Origin of the sequence: Pseudosulfitobacter sp. SM2401 (assembly GCF_042932805.1) — a bacterium.
Lineage (GTDB): Bacteria > Pseudomonadota > Alphaproteobacteria > Rhodobacterales > Rhodobacteraceae > Ascidiaceihabitans.
In genome coordinates, this window is the sequence record NZ_CP170633.1 from 1,397,965 (window position 1) to 1,412,347 (window position 14,383).

Consider the following 14,383-nt stretch of genomic DNA (forward strand, 5'->3'; position numbering starts at 1 on the left):
ATGACTGCTTATGACGACTTGATGGCGTTCACGCGCGACACCCAAGCCTTGGGGCAAATCGCAGGCCGTTTGGGCTGGGATCAGGAAACGATGATGCCACGTGGTGCTGCCCCGCAACGGGCCGAAGAAATGGCCGCAATCGAGAGCGTTTTGCACGCCCGCCGCATGGACGCGCGGGTGGGTGACTGGCTGGCGGCGATCGACGTCAAGGCGCTGGACAAGGTCGGCAAAGCCCAAGTGCGCCACATTCAACGCAGCTTTGATCGCGCCTCAAAGGTGCCCGCAGATCTGGCCGCGACTTTGGCCCGTGTCACATCCTCGGCGCAGGGCGTTTGGGCCGAAGCGCGTGAAGACAATGACGTCGCCGGGTTCTTGCCCACCTTCGAAGAGGTCATCAACCTCAAGCGTCAAGAGGGGGCCGCGTTGGCTGCGGGCGGCGATGTGTACGACGCGATGCTGGCGGATTACGAACCGGGCACGACGGGTGCCGAGCTAGAGGCGATGTTCGGCGCGCTGCGTCCGGAATTAAGTGCGCTGCGTGCTGCGATCAAAGACGCCGAGGCCCCGCAACGGCTGGACGGTCATTTCGATGAAGGCGCGCAGATGAAACTGACGCGCCATCTGGCCAAGACCTTTGGCTATGACATGAGCCATGGGCGCGTGGACAAAGCGGTGCATCCGTTCAGTTCGGGTTCGGGTCTGGATGTGCGGATCACGACGCGCACGTCAAAGACCGATCCGTTCAACTGTTTCTATTCGACAATTCACGAGGTCGGGCATGCGTGTTACGAGCAAGGCATTGATCCTGAATATCTTTTGACCCCGCTGGGCAGTGGCGTGTCGATGGGTGTGCACGAAAGCCAAAGCCGGATTTACGAAAACCAGATGGGGCGCAGCCGTGCATTTACCGGTTGGTTGTTTGAAGAAATGAAGGCGGCGTTTGGCGACTTTGGCATCCCGGATGCGGATGCGTTTTACGGCACGGTGAACCGTGTGAATGACGGCTATATCCGCACCGAAGCGGACGAGGTGCAGTACAACCTGCACGTCCTGTTGCGCTTTGATCTGGAGCGCGCCTTGATGGCCGGTGATTTGCAGATTGGCGATCTTGAGGCGGCGTGGAATGACCGCTTTGAGGCTGATTTCGGCTATAGCGTCGACAAACCCAGCAACGGTGTTTTGCAAGACGTGCACTGGCCTGTGGGTCTGTTCGGGTATTTCCCGACGTATTCGTTGGGCAATGTCTATGCTGGCTGTTTGCACGAAGGTTTGCGCGCGGCTGTTCCGGATCTGGATGAGCAATTGGCCGACGGTGACACAGCACGGGCGACGGGGTGGTTGCAGAACAACCTGCAAAGCCACGGTGGGCTCTACGAGCCACGCGACGTGATCGAACGCGCCTGTGGATTTGCGCCAACCGAACAGCCGTTGATTGCGTATCTCAAGGCCAAATTCGGCGATATCTACAAGCTCTGAGTGATCGTGGTGACCAAAAAAAGAGGAGGCCGAAGCCTCCTCTGAGGTGGTGGTCGTAGGGTCCGGTTTAGTCCGGCAGCAATCCCTGCCAGCCGCGGGCCCAGAGAGAATGGGCACCGCCGCCAAACATCGCGCACACCAGGAGGGCGATGGCCACGATGGAGAGAAAGCTGAGGTCGAAGATCATTTGGCTGATGCTGTAACTGGTGATGATGATGTTGTTCTGGACGTGACCAATGCAGATTGCGCTTTGGGCGAGAACCATCAGCAAGGCAAAACTGGCGATGACCCGCGTGCGGATACCCAACAGCAGCCAGAATGCGATCACCCAGTGCAAGGCAATGTTGACCGCGTCAAAAACCAAGAAATCAGTCACGCATAACGACAGGATTGTCGTGTGATGGGTTCCGCTTGCGAGCAAAGACGCAAGCTTGAGAACCGAGATGATGCTTAGGCCTGTTGCGGCCATGACACGTGGTACTATTTGCAGAGTTCTGTAATTGATAATCATAGTTTCCTGCCCAAATTGTTTTTCACTACACTACGAATTTCGGGTGGACGCGGCTATACCGATCTGTGCAAATCAGGCGTTGCACTTCTGTGGATAAGTATCGCAACCTATTGTTTTATATTGCTTAAAATATCCACAATGTCCCGTATGACGGTGTCGCTGCGGCGCGTGTAGTGATAGCTAAGCCAGACCTCTGAGGTTGTGGGTACACCGATGGGAACCTCGATCAGGTCATGGTGTTCTTGGGCAAACAACTTGGGCAATCTACAGACAATCGCGGCGGTGCGCATGACGGTGCGCATCAGGTTTAGGCCTTCCATTTTTAGAACTGGTGGAGCGTCAAAATGGGCGCGCAAAGTGTCTTGGCCATTGCTGACGTCCTCATGATGCGCCAAGTCACCCCAGCCCTGAAGATTGTCGAAATGGTTGATGTCACAATAGCTGCGCCACTGGGTTGTGCCGAGGCGCTTGCGGATCAGGCGGCCTTCGTTTGGTTCGTGTTCCGACAGCACGATGTCGGTTTCGCCAAACGCCAAACTGGCCTGATACAGGGACACGACCAGCGTAACGTTTTCCAAACCGTTCGAGACCTCACCGATGATTGGCGCAAGGTAGGACTGCAAGATGCGCAGGGGGGCATTGATCCGGATGTCGCTGTGTTTGCTGGAGGTGTTTTCTTCGGATTGGGCGCTGGTCAGGAACGCTTCGGTTTGCGCGGCGATCGAGATGAGTTTTGTGGCCAGCGATGTCGGTTGCCAGCTTTGCCCGTCTTTGGTGAACAGCGGCTGCCCCAGCTCTTCGGTGATCCGCTCAATGCGCCGCGACACTGTGGCTGTGTTGGTTCCCAAATGCTCGGCGGCGGCGGTCATTGTCGCATATCGCTCTAAGGCCAGACAAAACCGTAAATCATCCCAATTTTTCATATCATACCATTTTAGTTTGCGAAAATAACGCTAGGCATCACTGGTTACGGCCTGCCTCTGACAACCTGAGGCGGGCTAACATATTGATACATTACGATTATTTACCAGATCATTCGAGCTGCATTAACGTAAATACGGGCTTGCAAGAATGAACGCCACACAGCGGAGGAATAGGTTGGCCTCTCAGAATTGCTGCTGCCTATCCTATTGTATAGTGCATCGGTCCCTATTTCGCAGGCATTGCCTGGTGTCTTGCCAAGGGTGGGACATGTGACGGGGCCGGGGTCTGGCGACAACGAATGTGCGGTTGATGCGGGGGGTAAGCGGCTTTTTGCCAGCCTGTCTAAAACTGAGGTTTCTAAAGAATTCTTCCCATAAAAATTAACCTTTTCGCCTGTCAGGGTCCGAGTGTGAGTTAAATAGGAGAAAATCGTTATGAAAACATTCGTCATCCTTGCCGCAATTGGCATCGTGTCTGCGAACGCATTGTTCGCCCAAGATACCCAGCAATCATCTGTTATCGGCGCATCCGGCGACACAGTTTATTCTGTGCAAGTCGCAGGATCTGACGGCGTGACATACAATTGTCTGCCGAATTTGCGTGTTGAAAACGGCATTCGCTACCGTGATTGCATCCGCGATGGTGCTGCATTGGCAGGCAACGGCACATTGCTTGGTGGCACGCTGAGTGGATCAAGTGCTGCGGGCGCGATTGTGGTCGCGTTGGTGGTTGCGGCTGCGTTCGGTGACGATGGGACTGTTGCAACAACGACAAACCCCTAAGCGAAAATATCCGTTTCAGATCTGGAACTCTGAACGATGTTTAACGAGAAACGGCGCGCCTGAGAGATCAAGCGCGCCGTTTTTGATTCCCCTTCGGGGAGAGTATTTTTGATCAGAACAATCGGGTGGTTATTCTGTGGCTTCGCCTTCGTCCTCGTCGCCTTGGTCTGCGATCCATGCGACGCTGACGACTTCTTCGTTTTTGCCGGTGTTGAAAACTTTGACGCCGCCGGCGCTGCGCGATCTAAAGCTGATGCCTTCGACGGGCACGCGGATTGATTGGCCTTTGGACGTTGCCAGCATGATCTGATCGTCCAGTTCTACAGGGAAGGAGGCGACGATTTCGCCGCCGCGCATCGCTTTGTCCATTGCCGTGACACCCATGCCGCCACGTCCGCGCACTGGGTAGTCGTGTGAGGACGATAGTTTACCCGCACCCTGCGCCGTGATGGTCAGGATCAAGTTTTCGGCAGCTGACATTTCTGCGTAGCGTTCGGTCGAGAAGTTCGGATCGGCTGGTGCCTCTTCTTCGTCGCCCTCGTCATCCGTCAAACCTGCCATGGCGCGGCGCATTTTCAGGTAGGCTGTGCGTTCTTCGGAAGTCGCATCAAAGTGGCGGATGATCGACATCGACACGACGGTGTCTTTGCCGTTCAGACGCACGCCGCGCACCCCAACCGAATTGCGCGAGTTGAACACCCGCACGTCGGTCGCAGGGAAACGGATCGCGCGCCCCGAGCTGGTGATCAGCATCACGTCTTCGTCGTTTGAGGCGATGCGCGCGTTGATCAGCGTTGTTTCGGCGTGATCGTCCTCGAATTTCATCGCGATTTTGCCGTTGGATTTCACGTTGGTAAAATCAGACAGCTTGTTGCGCCGCACGGTGCCTGCGGAGGTCGCAAAGACCACCTGCAAGTCGTCCCATTCCTTTTCATCGCGGTCCACGGGCATGATATCAGCCACGGAAACGCCGGTCGGGATCGGCAGAATGTTGACGATCGCCTTACCTTTGGCGGTGCGGCCACCTTGGGGCAGGCGCCAGGTTTTTAACTTGTAGACCATACCGTCGGTCGTAAAGAACAACAGCTGCGTGTGGGTGTTGGCAACAAAGAGGGTCGTGATCACGTCCTCTTCTTTGGTTTGCATGCCGGACACGCCTTTGCCGCCGCGTTTTTGCGCGCGGAAATCAGCGAGCGGTGTGCGTTTGATGTAGCCGCCAGAAGTCACGGTCACGACCATGTCCGCACTTTCGATCAGGTCTTCGTCGTCCATGTCACCGGACCAGTCGACGATCTCAGTGCGGCGCGGAATGGCGAATTTTTCTTGAATTTCAACCAGTTCCTCGCGGATGATCGTCATGATCCGGTCACGAGACCCCAGAATTTCGAGGTATTCCTTGATCTTGCCGGCCAGTTCTTCCAGCTCGTCTGTGACTTCTTTTACGCCGATCTGGGTCAGGCGTTGCAGGCGCAATTCCAGAATGGCGCGGGCCTGAGTTTCGGACAGGTTGTAGGTGCCGTCGTCGTTCGCGGTGTGGGTCGGATCGTCGATCAGCGCGATGTAGGACAGGATGCTTTCGGCAGGCCAGCGGCGCGTCATCAGCTTTTCACGGGCCTCACCTGCGTCAGCGGACGAGCGGATCGTGGCAACGATTTCGTCGATGTTGGTCACGGCGACGGCCAGACCGCACAAGATGTGGCTGCGTTCGCGGGCTTTGCGCAACAAGAATGCGGTGCGGCGGGCCACGACGTCTTCGCGGAAATCGATGAAGGACGTGAGGAACCGGCGCAGCGTCAGAGTTTCGGGGCGACCGCCGTTCAGGGCCAGCATGTTGCAGCCGAAATAGGTTTGCATCGGTGTGAAACGGAACAACTGGTTCATCACAACTTCGGCTGTGGCGTCGCGTTTCAATTCGATCACGACGCGCACACCGTTGCGATCAGATTCGTCCTGGACGTGGGCGATGCCTTCGATCTTTTTGTCGCGGGCGGCTTCAGCGATCCGTTCGATCATGGTGGATTTGTTGACCTGATAGGGGATCTCGTCGATGACAATGGCCCAGCGGTCTTTGCGAATTTCTTCAACCCGGGTTTTGGCGCGCATAATGACGCTGCCGCGGCCTTCAAGGTAGGCTTTGCGCGCACCGGTGCGGCCCAGCATGATGCCGCCAGTAGGGAAATCGGGACCGGGAATGTATTCGATCAAATCCTCGGACGACAAGTCAGGATTTTCGATCAACCCGAGGCAAGCGTTGATGACTTCGCCCAAGTTATGCGGCGGGATGTTGGTGGCCATGCCCACGGCGATACCGCCCGCACCGTTGACCAGCATGTTTGGAAAACGTGCAGGCAAAACAGTGGGTTCGCGTTCTTTGCCATCGTAGTTGTCGGCGAAATCGACGGTGTCTTTGTCCAGATCGCTGGTCATGAAAGACGTGACTTTGTCGAGGCGGGATTCGGTGTAACGCATCGCCGCCGCACTGTCGCCGTCCATCGAGCCAAAGTTGCCCTGGCCATCGACCAGCGGCAGGGACATCGAGAAATCTTGGGCCATGCGCACCAGCGCGTCGTAGATCGCGCTGTCGCCGTGCGGGTGATACGAACCCATCACGTCACCCACGGATTTCGCGGATTTGCGGTAGGTTTTGTCGTGGGTGATACCCTTTTCGTACATCGAATAGATGATGCGGCGATGGACCGGTTTTAGACCATCGCGCAGGTCAGGAATCGCGCGGCTGACGATGACCGACATGGCGTAGTCCAGATAGGACGTGCGCATCTCGTGTTCGATTGTAACCGAGGGGCCGTCATAAACGGGGCGCTCTGGCTGCATTTCTTCATCGTTTTCAGGAGGTTGCGGTGTGTCGGTCACGTGGCGGCCCAATCTTCTAAAGGGTTCTATATCTTGGGGGTATCTCTATCAGAAATGGCAGATACTGTGCAATGCCGTTTGCAGTTTTCGACGGGTTTGGGCGCGTTGCAACAATCCATCGCACGTTTGTCAGAAGAGGTGTTTGGTAGTTTAATCAAATGCGCGCTAACTTGGAATTAAGAGTTAATGAGATAGGAACACGAGATGAAACAGATTTTTGCAGTAGGTTTTGGCCTGATCGCGGCCTTTGTGCTGACGGTATCGACGGCTTTTGCCGGTGACGTTCATATCAAAGAGGTCCTGAACGAGGGCAGCTTTACTGGCGCATCGGGGCACGCAACATCGGGTGATGTGCGGGTCGTCACCACCAAGGACGGGCGCACAGTGGTGTTGCTCAGCGATAATTTCTCGTTTGACGGCGCACCGGATCCGCAGATTTCCTTTGGCAAGGGCGGCAAGCACGACGCCTCAACCTTGATGGGCAAGCTGGTGTCAAACAACGGCAAACAGCACTACGAAGTGCCAGCAGGCGTGAACGTCGCCGACTATACGGACGTGTTTGTCTACTGCGTGAAATTCAACGTACCACTTGGTGTCGCGTCGTTCTAAAAGAGTAACGAAACAACCATCTGCTCAGTCCCTCGGGTAGATATAAGCCTCGGTTCTTTTCATGGCTCCGGGGCTTTTTTACGTCTGCTGTTAGGCTGAACAGGACGCGCCACCCAAGACGCAGAATTTGGCGCAGTGGGGGTGGTTCAGGGCCACATCGGTTTCGGCCTGTTCCAGCGTGGTGCCCAATTCGAATTCCGCGTCATAGGGCAACAGCGTGCAGGCCAACACGGACGGCGTCGCGGCCCCTTTGCGTTTCACGACCATGCGCGAAGAAGAGCACATCATCGCATCGGGCGATTTGTCCAAGATACCCCAGCAGGCGGTGGTGATTTCCGGCACTTCGACGCTTTCGTCCATTTCTGGGAACAAGACGGTCATGCCGGGGTCGTTCGCATCGATGTCATAGCCGTGTTCTGCGTAAAATGCGCCGTAGCCTGCGCGGCTTTCGGCGTCAGAGTGGCCAAAGACACTGCGTCCAGCAACCGCCATTTTGAACCCGTTGTCGCGCAGCCAGTTCATACCGACAATTGTTTTGTCCAGCGCGCCGGCACCACGTTCCGCATCATGCAAGGCAGCGTCATAGTGATCGACCGAAATGCGCAAGGTCAGCTTGTCGGGGAATTCAGCGTTCAGTTCTAACAATCCGGCCAGCATCGACTTGCGCATCATCGGGCGCATGGCGTTGGTCAGGATCAGCACGTCGTAGCCCGCGGCCAGCGATGCGCGTGTGATATCAATCATTTGCGGGTTCATGAACGGCTCACCGCCGGTAAAGGCGATCTCGGTCACGGGCCATTTGCGGGTGATGATTTGATCCAGATAATCCTGCACTTCGGCGGCGGTAATATAGACCAGTCGATCGTTGCTTGGGCTGCTTTGGATGTAGCAATTCACACACTCGATGTTACACAGCGTGCCGGTGTTGAACCACAGCGTTTGCGGATTGCTCAGCGCCACACGCGCACGATCCTCGCCCTTGGCGGTGAGGTTCGGATCTTCGAATTTACCGACGTTTGCCAGAGTCGTTTCGGGGATCAAATCTTTCATGATGTGCGTGCGACCTTGCTCTTTGCCTTTTGTCTATGTGTGATAGGGTGAAAGCAGTTGCAAGAAAAAGACCATTCTTGGCACGTGACAACCTTGTGATCGTGTCAAAATAAGGTCATGTTTGCGCTAACATCAATAAGGGCGGAGCATATCTGATGGTCTCACGCGTTATCCCAGTCGATCCATTCGATCTGGTCATTTTTGGCGGCACGGGCGATTTGGCGCGCCGCAAAATCCTTCCGGGTCTGTTTCGGCGCTATTGTGCTGGGCAAATGCCACCCGAAAGCCGGATCATCGGGGCTGCGCGTTCCGATTTTGACGATGCCGACTATCAGGAATTTGTCGCCGAAGCGATCCGCGAATTTGGCGGTGGGCGCGCGTGCGAAGACGGCACGCTTGAGGCATTTCTGGAACGGCTGTCATACGTGCCCGTGGATGCGCGCGGCGAGGCGGGGTGGACCGAACTGGCTGCGTTGATTTCCGGCAGCACTTTGGTGCGTGCGTTCTATTTTTCGGTTGGCCCAAGCCTGTTTGGCGATCTGGCTGAACGTTTGCATCAACACGGTATGGCCGATGAGCACTGCCGTATTGTGGTCGAAAAACCGTTTGGCCGTGATCTGAAAACCGCCGAGGCGTTGAATGCGACCTTGGCCGAGCATTTTGACGAAAGCCAGATTTACCGGATCGACCACTATCTGGGCAAAGAAACCGTGCAAAACCTGATGGCGGTGCGCTTTGGGAACCTGCTGTTTGAACCGTTGTGGAATTCGCAATACGTCGATCACATCCAGATCACGGTGGCTGAATCTGTGGGCGTTGGCGGGCGCGGTGAATATTATGATAAATCCGGTGCGATGCGTGACATGGTGCAAAATCACCTGATGCAACTGCTGTGTTTGATCGCGATGGAACCGCCGTCGAAATTTGACCCAGGTGCGGTGCGTGACGAAAAACTGAAAGTCATTCGCGCCCTTGATCCGGTTGAGCCGCACCATATTGTGCGCGGGCAATATAGCGCCAGCGACGATGGGCCGGGCTACCGCGATGCGGTTGGTGATCCGCGATCGACCACCGAAAGTTTCGTGGCGATGAAGGTCGGGATTTCGAACTGGCGATGGGCGGGCACACCGTTTTATCTGCGCACAGGCAAGCGCATGGTGGACCGCTGTAGCGAGATCACTGTGGTGTTCAAAGCGCGCAATCACTCGATCTTTGACGAGGTTCAGGGCCAGCATCGCAACGTGTTGACGATCCGGCTGCAACCCAACGAGGGCATCACGTTGGGCGTGACAATCAAAGAGCCGGGACCGGGTGGTATGCGCCTGATCGACGTGCCGCTCGACATGAGCTTTGCCGAAGCGTTGGGCGAAGATGGCGGCGATCCGCCGGACGCGTATGAGCGTTTGATTATGGACGTGATCCGTGGCAACCAAACACTGTTCATGCGCGGTGACGAAGTCGAGGCCGCATGGGCATGGACCGACCCGATCATTGAAGGCTGGAACAAGCGTGGCGACGTGCCCAAACCCTATGACAGCGCCAGCACAGGCCCCGGAGATTCGGATCAGATGTTGGCGCGTGATGGACGCACATGGAGACCTGTAAGCCCATGAATATCAAAGAATATGTTGACCGCGAAATGCTGGCGATCGATGTTGCAAACATCCTTGCTGGCGATTTGAAAACCGCGCTTTTGACCCAGGATCAAGTCACGTTTGTTGTGCCCGGTGGCACCACGCCGGGGCCGATTTTTGACATTCTATGCGCTGCCGATCTGGACTGGTCGCGTGTCAAAATCATGCTTAGCGACGAACGTTGGGTGCCAAGCGATCATGCGCGATCAAACGCGAAACTGCTGGCGGAACGGTTGCTGGTCGAACGCGCCAGTGCGGCACAATTTGTGCCGTTTTACGTCGACGAAATGACCTCGGAGGATGGGGCTGCAGCTGTGTCTGCGCAAATCGCAGATACGCTGCCGATCTCGGTTTTGGTGCTGGGCATGGGGGCGGATATGCACACCGCGTCGCTGTTTCCGAATGCAATCGGGCTTGAGGCGGCGTTGGCGAATAACGCAAATGCGCTGTGCGCAATTCAGGCGCAAGGGCAGGAGCCTCGCGTGACCCTGAGCGGGCCTGCGTTAAACGGCGCGCTGTCCAAACACCTCGTGATATTTGGCGATGACAAACGCGCAGCGCTTAAGGCGACGGCCGGTTTGTCGGTGCACGAGGCTCCTATTTCTGCCGTGACCAGCGGCATGACCATTCATTGGGCGGCATAAATGACTGATACTTTGAACGACCAGTGGCAGGCGCTGAAAACGCTGCATGCAACCCACAAAAACCGCGAAATGCTAAGCCTGTTTGACAGCGATACACAGCGCGCTGCGGATTTCAGCGCCGACAGCCACGATATGCTGTTGGACTACTCCAAAACCAACATTGATAGCGGTATTCGGGACGCGTTGTTGGCGCTGGCACAGGCCGCGGATGTGACTGCCAAACGTGATCAGATGTTCGCAGGTGCTGTGATCAACGAAACCGAAGGGCGCGCGGTTTTGCACACAGCGCTGCGCAATCTGGACGGCGATCCGGTGCTGGTTGACGGTATGGATGTGCTGCCAGAGGTACGCGCCACGCTTGAGCGGATGGGCGATTACGCGGATGCCGTACGCGTCAGCGACATCACGGATGTGGTGAACATCGGCATCGGTGGATCGGACCTTGGGCCGGCGATGGCCGTGCAAGCGCTAAGCCCCTATCACGACGGCCCGCGCGTGCATTTCGTGTCGAACGTGGACGGTGCGGATGTGTCTGATACGCTGCGCGGTTTGGATGCAAAAACGACCCTCGTGATCGTTGCGTCCAAGACGTTTACCACGATCGAAACCATGACCAACGCGCGCACCGCACGGGCGTGGATGCTGGACGGTGGCGGTGATCCGAACGCGCAATTCGCAGCGCTCAGCACGTCTGATGAAAAAACGGCCGAGTTCGGGATTCCGCCCGAGCGCGTCTTTGGGTTCGAGGACTGGGTTGGCGGGCGCTATTCGGTTTGGGGGCCTATCGGGCTTAGCTTGATGATCGGGATCGGTCGGCGGGCGTTTTATGCGTTTCTACGCGGTGCGCAGGCGATGGACGTGCATTTTTGTGCCGCGACCGGGGTTGAAAACCTGCCGCTGATGCACGCGTTGGTTGGCATTTGGCACAACCAGATTTGCGGACACGGGACCCGCGCGGTCCTGCCGTATGATCAGCGTTTGGGGAAATTACCCGCGTATTTTCAACAGCTTGAAATGGAGAGCAACGGTAAGTCCGTGGCGATGGATGGTACCGCACTAGGGCGTCATTCGGGCCCTGTGGTCTGGGGCGCGCCCGGCACCAACGGGCAGCACGCATTCTATCAGTTGATCCACCAAGGCACGCGGGTCATTCCGTGCGAATTCCTGATTGCCGCCGAAGGGCACGAGCCTGATCTGGCACATCATCACCAGCTTTTGGTTGCCAATTGTCTCGCGCAGTCCGAAGCGTTGATGCGTGGTCGATCCATGGATGACGCACGCAGTCGCATGGCTGACAAAGGTCTAAGTGGTGCGGAATTGGAACGCCAAGCGGCCCACCGCGTGTTTGCGGGCAATCGGCCATCGGTGACGATTGCCTACCCCAAATTGGATCCATTTGTTCTGGGCCAAATTATCGCGCTCTACGAACATCGCGTGTTCGTTGAGGGCGTGATTTTGGGGCTTAATTCCTACGACCAATGGGGCGTTGAGCTGGGCAAGGAACTGGCCACAGCCTTGCAACCTGTTGTCGAGGGCACCGAAAGTGTTGAAGGCAAAGACGGGTCGACCCAAGCTTTGGTTGGATTTGTTCAGCGGCATCGAACGTAGAATTTTTGAGTATTTTTGATCAGAACAGGCGGGGTCAGGTGTGTTGAATGGCACCGTCGGTTTTGATCAGTTCGGCCTTGATGTGATCCGGGATCGGTTGACGCGCGCTGCCGTCTGAGGTCAGCAAAACCATGATGCAGGTGAACGTTGCGCGCAGGGTGCCATGTGCCCAGATTTGCTGTTCCAGCGTCAGTGACGTGTTGCGAAAACCGGTGCAGCGGGTGGTGACGATGTAGTCTTCGTCGCGCAGCATTTCCTTGAGATAGCGCGCCTCGCCGCCACGGATCACGATGCGCGGGCTGGTCGGATCACCGATGGTGCCGATGTTGTGCGCCTCCATGAACCGGATGCGCAGCCGTTCGAACCACACGAAATATCGCACATTATTCACATGCGCCAAAGTGTCGAGTTCGTCGTGATGCACGCGGTCGCCGTAGGCCAACGGGGCAGGGTGAGCGATGCCGGCAGCCGTCTGTTCGGCCTGAGGCAAGTTCGTGTGGTAACGCAATGACATAACGTCATCTGTAGGCGAAGTATTGTGGGGCTTGCAAGGTGGCCCGTGCCTTGGCAGGGTCTGACGTAAGGGAGCGCGCGCAATATTATGGGCGCCACAACACCAACAGGGAGATGCCAATGCTTGGCCAAATGATGACATCCGCGCTGACGATCCAGTCGCTTGTGGATCACGCCGCACGCTATCATGCTGAAACAGAAGTGTTTTCTGTGAACACAGGTGGGGGTGTCGAGACAACAAATTGGGGTGACGTCGGGGCCAATTCGCACCGTTTGGGGGATGCGTTAACCAAGCTGGGTCTTGAGCCGCAAGCCCGCTGTGCCACAATTGCCTGGAACAATCGTCGCCATTTGGAAATCTATTTTGGCGTCTCGGGCGCTGGTCTGGTCTGCCACACGATCAATCCGCGACTGTTCCCCGAACAGTTGGTCTACATCATCAATCACGCCGAGGACAAAGTGCTGTTCATCGACGCCACGTTCATTCCTTTGGTGGCGGCCATTCGCGACAAGTGTCCGCATTTGGACCACATCGTTTTGATGGAAGGCCGTAACGAGGCCGCAGCGGCCCAGATCGATGGCTTGATCTTTTATGATGAATTTATCGGCGGCGGCGATCCGGAGTTTGTCTGGCCTGAGTTCGACGAAAATACCGCGTCCAGCCTGTGCTACACCTCTGGGACGACGGGCAACCCCAAGGGCGTTTTGTATTCGCACCGCTCCACCGTTTTGCACGCGATGGCGTCGAACACGAACGACTGTATCGGGCATTCCGCGATGGATGTGGTGCTGCCGGTTGTGCCGATGTTCCACGTTAATGCATGGGGCACGCCGTACGCCTGCGCGATGGTTGGCGCACGCATGGTGATGCCGGGGCCGGGTCTGGATGGCGCGTCTTTGGTCAAGCTGATCGACACGTACCGCGTGACCACGGCGTTGGGTGTGCCGACGATCTGGCTGGGTTTGCTGGGCGAGGCGGACAAGGTCGGATCGAAACTGACCTCGTTGACGCGCACGGTTGTTGGCGGCTCTGCTTGCCCGCCGTCGATGATCGCAGCGTTCCGTGAAAAATATGACGTCGAGACGATCCACGCCTGGGGCATGACCGAAATGTCGCCGCTGGGGTCGTCCAACCAACCGCTGGCCAAGCACCTTGATCTGCCGATCGAAGAACAGCACAAGCTGCGCGAAAATCAGGGCCGCCCGCCGTGGGGTGTCGAGCTGAAGATTGTCGATGATGAAGGCAATGATTTACCCAATGATGCGGTTGCCCAAGGCGATCTGGTCGTGCGTGGCCACTGGATTTTGGACAGCTATTTCCTGAAAACCCGTGATGAAACTTTGACCAATGGCTGGTTTGACACGGGCGATGTCGCGACGCTGGACCCGAACGGGTATCTCAGCATCAAGGACCGGTCCAAAGACATCATCAAGTCCGGTGGCGAATGGATTTCATCCGTGGATCTGGAAAATATCGCGATTGCGCATCCGAAATTGGCGGACGCTGCCGTGATCGGTGCGCGCCATGCCAAATGGGATGAACGCCCGATTTTGGTCGCTGTTGTGGCCGAAGGGCAATCGCCGTCGCAGGAAGAAATCCTCGCGATTTTCGACGGTCAGATCGCCAAATGGCAAATCCCCGATGTGGTCGTGTTCACCGATGCGTTGCCGCGCAATGCGACGGGCAAAGTGCTAAAACGCAACCTGCGCGAGGAATTCGGCGAAGTGCTGATGGACGGCTAAGCGTTGCCGATCCTAAAA

General features: G+C 56.6%; 12 protein-coding genes. 7 read left to right on the forward strand and 5 right to left on the reverse strand.

Annotated features, from left to right (window positions below):
- The gene (locus ACFIO0_RS06900) at positions 1-1,476 is read left to right on the forward strand and encodes a carboxypeptidase M32 (protein ID WP_390914616.1); all 1,476 of its coding nucleotides are present in this window, start codon (positions 1-3) and stop codon (positions 1,474-1,476) included.
- 67 nt (positions 1,477-1,543) lie between these two features.
- Here the strand turns inward: ACFIO0_RS06900 and ACFIO0_RS06905 are convergent, their stop codons facing one another.
- Both ACFIO0_RS06905 and ACFIO0_RS06910 read right to left on the reverse strand, forming a co-directional pair.
- Positions 1,544-1,852 carry a hypothetical protein gene (locus ACFIO0_RS06905; protein ID WP_390914617.1) on the reverse strand — a complete coding sequence of 103 codons (309 nt, stop codon included), beginning with the start codon at positions 1,850-1,852 and terminating at the stop codon, positions 1,544-1,546.
- 242 nt (positions 1,853-2,094) lie between these two features.
- A complete protein-coding gene (locus ACFIO0_RS06910; protein WP_390914618.1) occupies positions 2,095-2,910 on the reverse strand; it encodes a LysR family transcriptional regulator in 816 nt (271 codons plus the stop codon).
- A 435-nt stretch (positions 2,911-3,345) separates the two neighbouring features.
- On the opposite strand from ACFIO0_RS06910, the gene ACFIO0_RS06915 reads away from it, so the two are divergent.
- A complete protein-coding gene (locus ACFIO0_RS06915) occupies positions 3,346-3,693 on the forward strand; it encodes a hypothetical protein (RefSeq protein ID WP_390914619.1) in 348 nt (115 codons plus the stop codon).
- Between the two features lie 129 nt (positions 3,694-3,822).
- On the opposite strand, the gene gyrA is transcribed toward ACFIO0_RS06915, so the two are convergent.
- Entirely contained in the window at positions 3,823-6,525 is a 2,703-nt protein-coding gene (gyrA, locus tag ACFIO0_RS06920) for a DNA gyrase subunit A (RefSeq protein ID WP_390915297.1), read from the reverse strand.
- Between the two features lie 243 nt (positions 6,526-6,768).
- Here gyrA and ACFIO0_RS06925 point away from each other — a divergent pair, with 243 nt between their 5' ends.
- A complete protein-coding gene (locus ACFIO0_RS06925) occupies positions 6,769-7,173 on the forward strand; it encodes a DM13 domain-containing protein (protein ID WP_390914620.1) in 405 nt (134 codons plus the stop codon).
- A gap of 90 nt (positions 7,174-7,263) precedes the next feature.
- Here the strand turns inward: ACFIO0_RS06925 and ACFIO0_RS06930 are convergent, their stop codons facing one another.
- Positions 7,264-8,223, reverse strand: coding sequence for a radical SAM protein (locus ACFIO0_RS06930; RefSeq protein WP_390914621.1), 960 nt, complete (start codon positions 8,221-8,223; stop codon positions 7,264-7,266).
- 155 nt (positions 8,224-8,378) lie between these two features.
- Between ACFIO0_RS06930 and zwf the strand changes: the two genes are divergently transcribed.
- From zwf to pgi, 3 genes are read left to right on the forward strand one after another with little or no spacing between them, the layout of a single operon-like run.
- Positions 8,379-9,836, forward strand: a complete 1,458-nt coding sequence (gene zwf, locus ACFIO0_RS06935; RefSeq protein WP_390914622.1) for a glucose-6-phosphate dehydrogenase — start codon at positions 8,379-8,381, stop codon at positions 9,834-9,836.
- Positions 9,833-10,501 carry a 6-phosphogluconolactonase gene (gene pgl, locus ACFIO0_RS06940; RefSeq protein WP_390914623.1) on the forward strand — a complete coding sequence of 223 codons (669 nt, stop codon included), beginning with the start codon at positions 9,833-9,835 and terminating at the stop codon, positions 10,499-10,501. The genes zwf and pgl overlap by 4 nt, the downstream gene beginning before the upstream one ends.
- The gene (pgi, locus tag ACFIO0_RS06945) at positions 10,502-12,109 is read left to right on the forward strand and encodes a glucose-6-phosphate isomerase (protein ID WP_390914624.1); all 1,608 of its coding nucleotides are present in this window, start codon (positions 10,502-10,504) and stop codon (positions 12,107-12,109) included. It abuts the gene before it with no gap.
- Positions 12,110-12,143: 34 nt separating this feature from the next.
- On the opposite strand, the gene ACFIO0_RS06950 is transcribed toward pgi, so the two are convergent.
- Positions 12,144-12,623 carry a thioesterase family protein gene (locus ACFIO0_RS06950; RefSeq protein WP_390914625.1) on the reverse strand — a complete coding sequence of 160 codons (480 nt, stop codon included), beginning with the start codon at positions 12,621-12,623 and terminating at the stop codon, positions 12,144-12,146.
- Positions 12,624-12,742: 119 nt separating this feature from the next.
- Between ACFIO0_RS06950 and ACFIO0_RS06955 the strand changes: the two genes are divergently transcribed.
- On the forward strand, positions 12,743-14,365 hold the full coding sequence (locus ACFIO0_RS06955; protein WP_390914626.1) for a long-chain-fatty-acid--CoA ligase: 1,623 nt from the start codon (positions 12,743-12,745) through the stop codon (positions 14,363-14,365).
- The last annotated feature ends 18 nt before the right edge of the window (positions 14,366-14,383 follow it).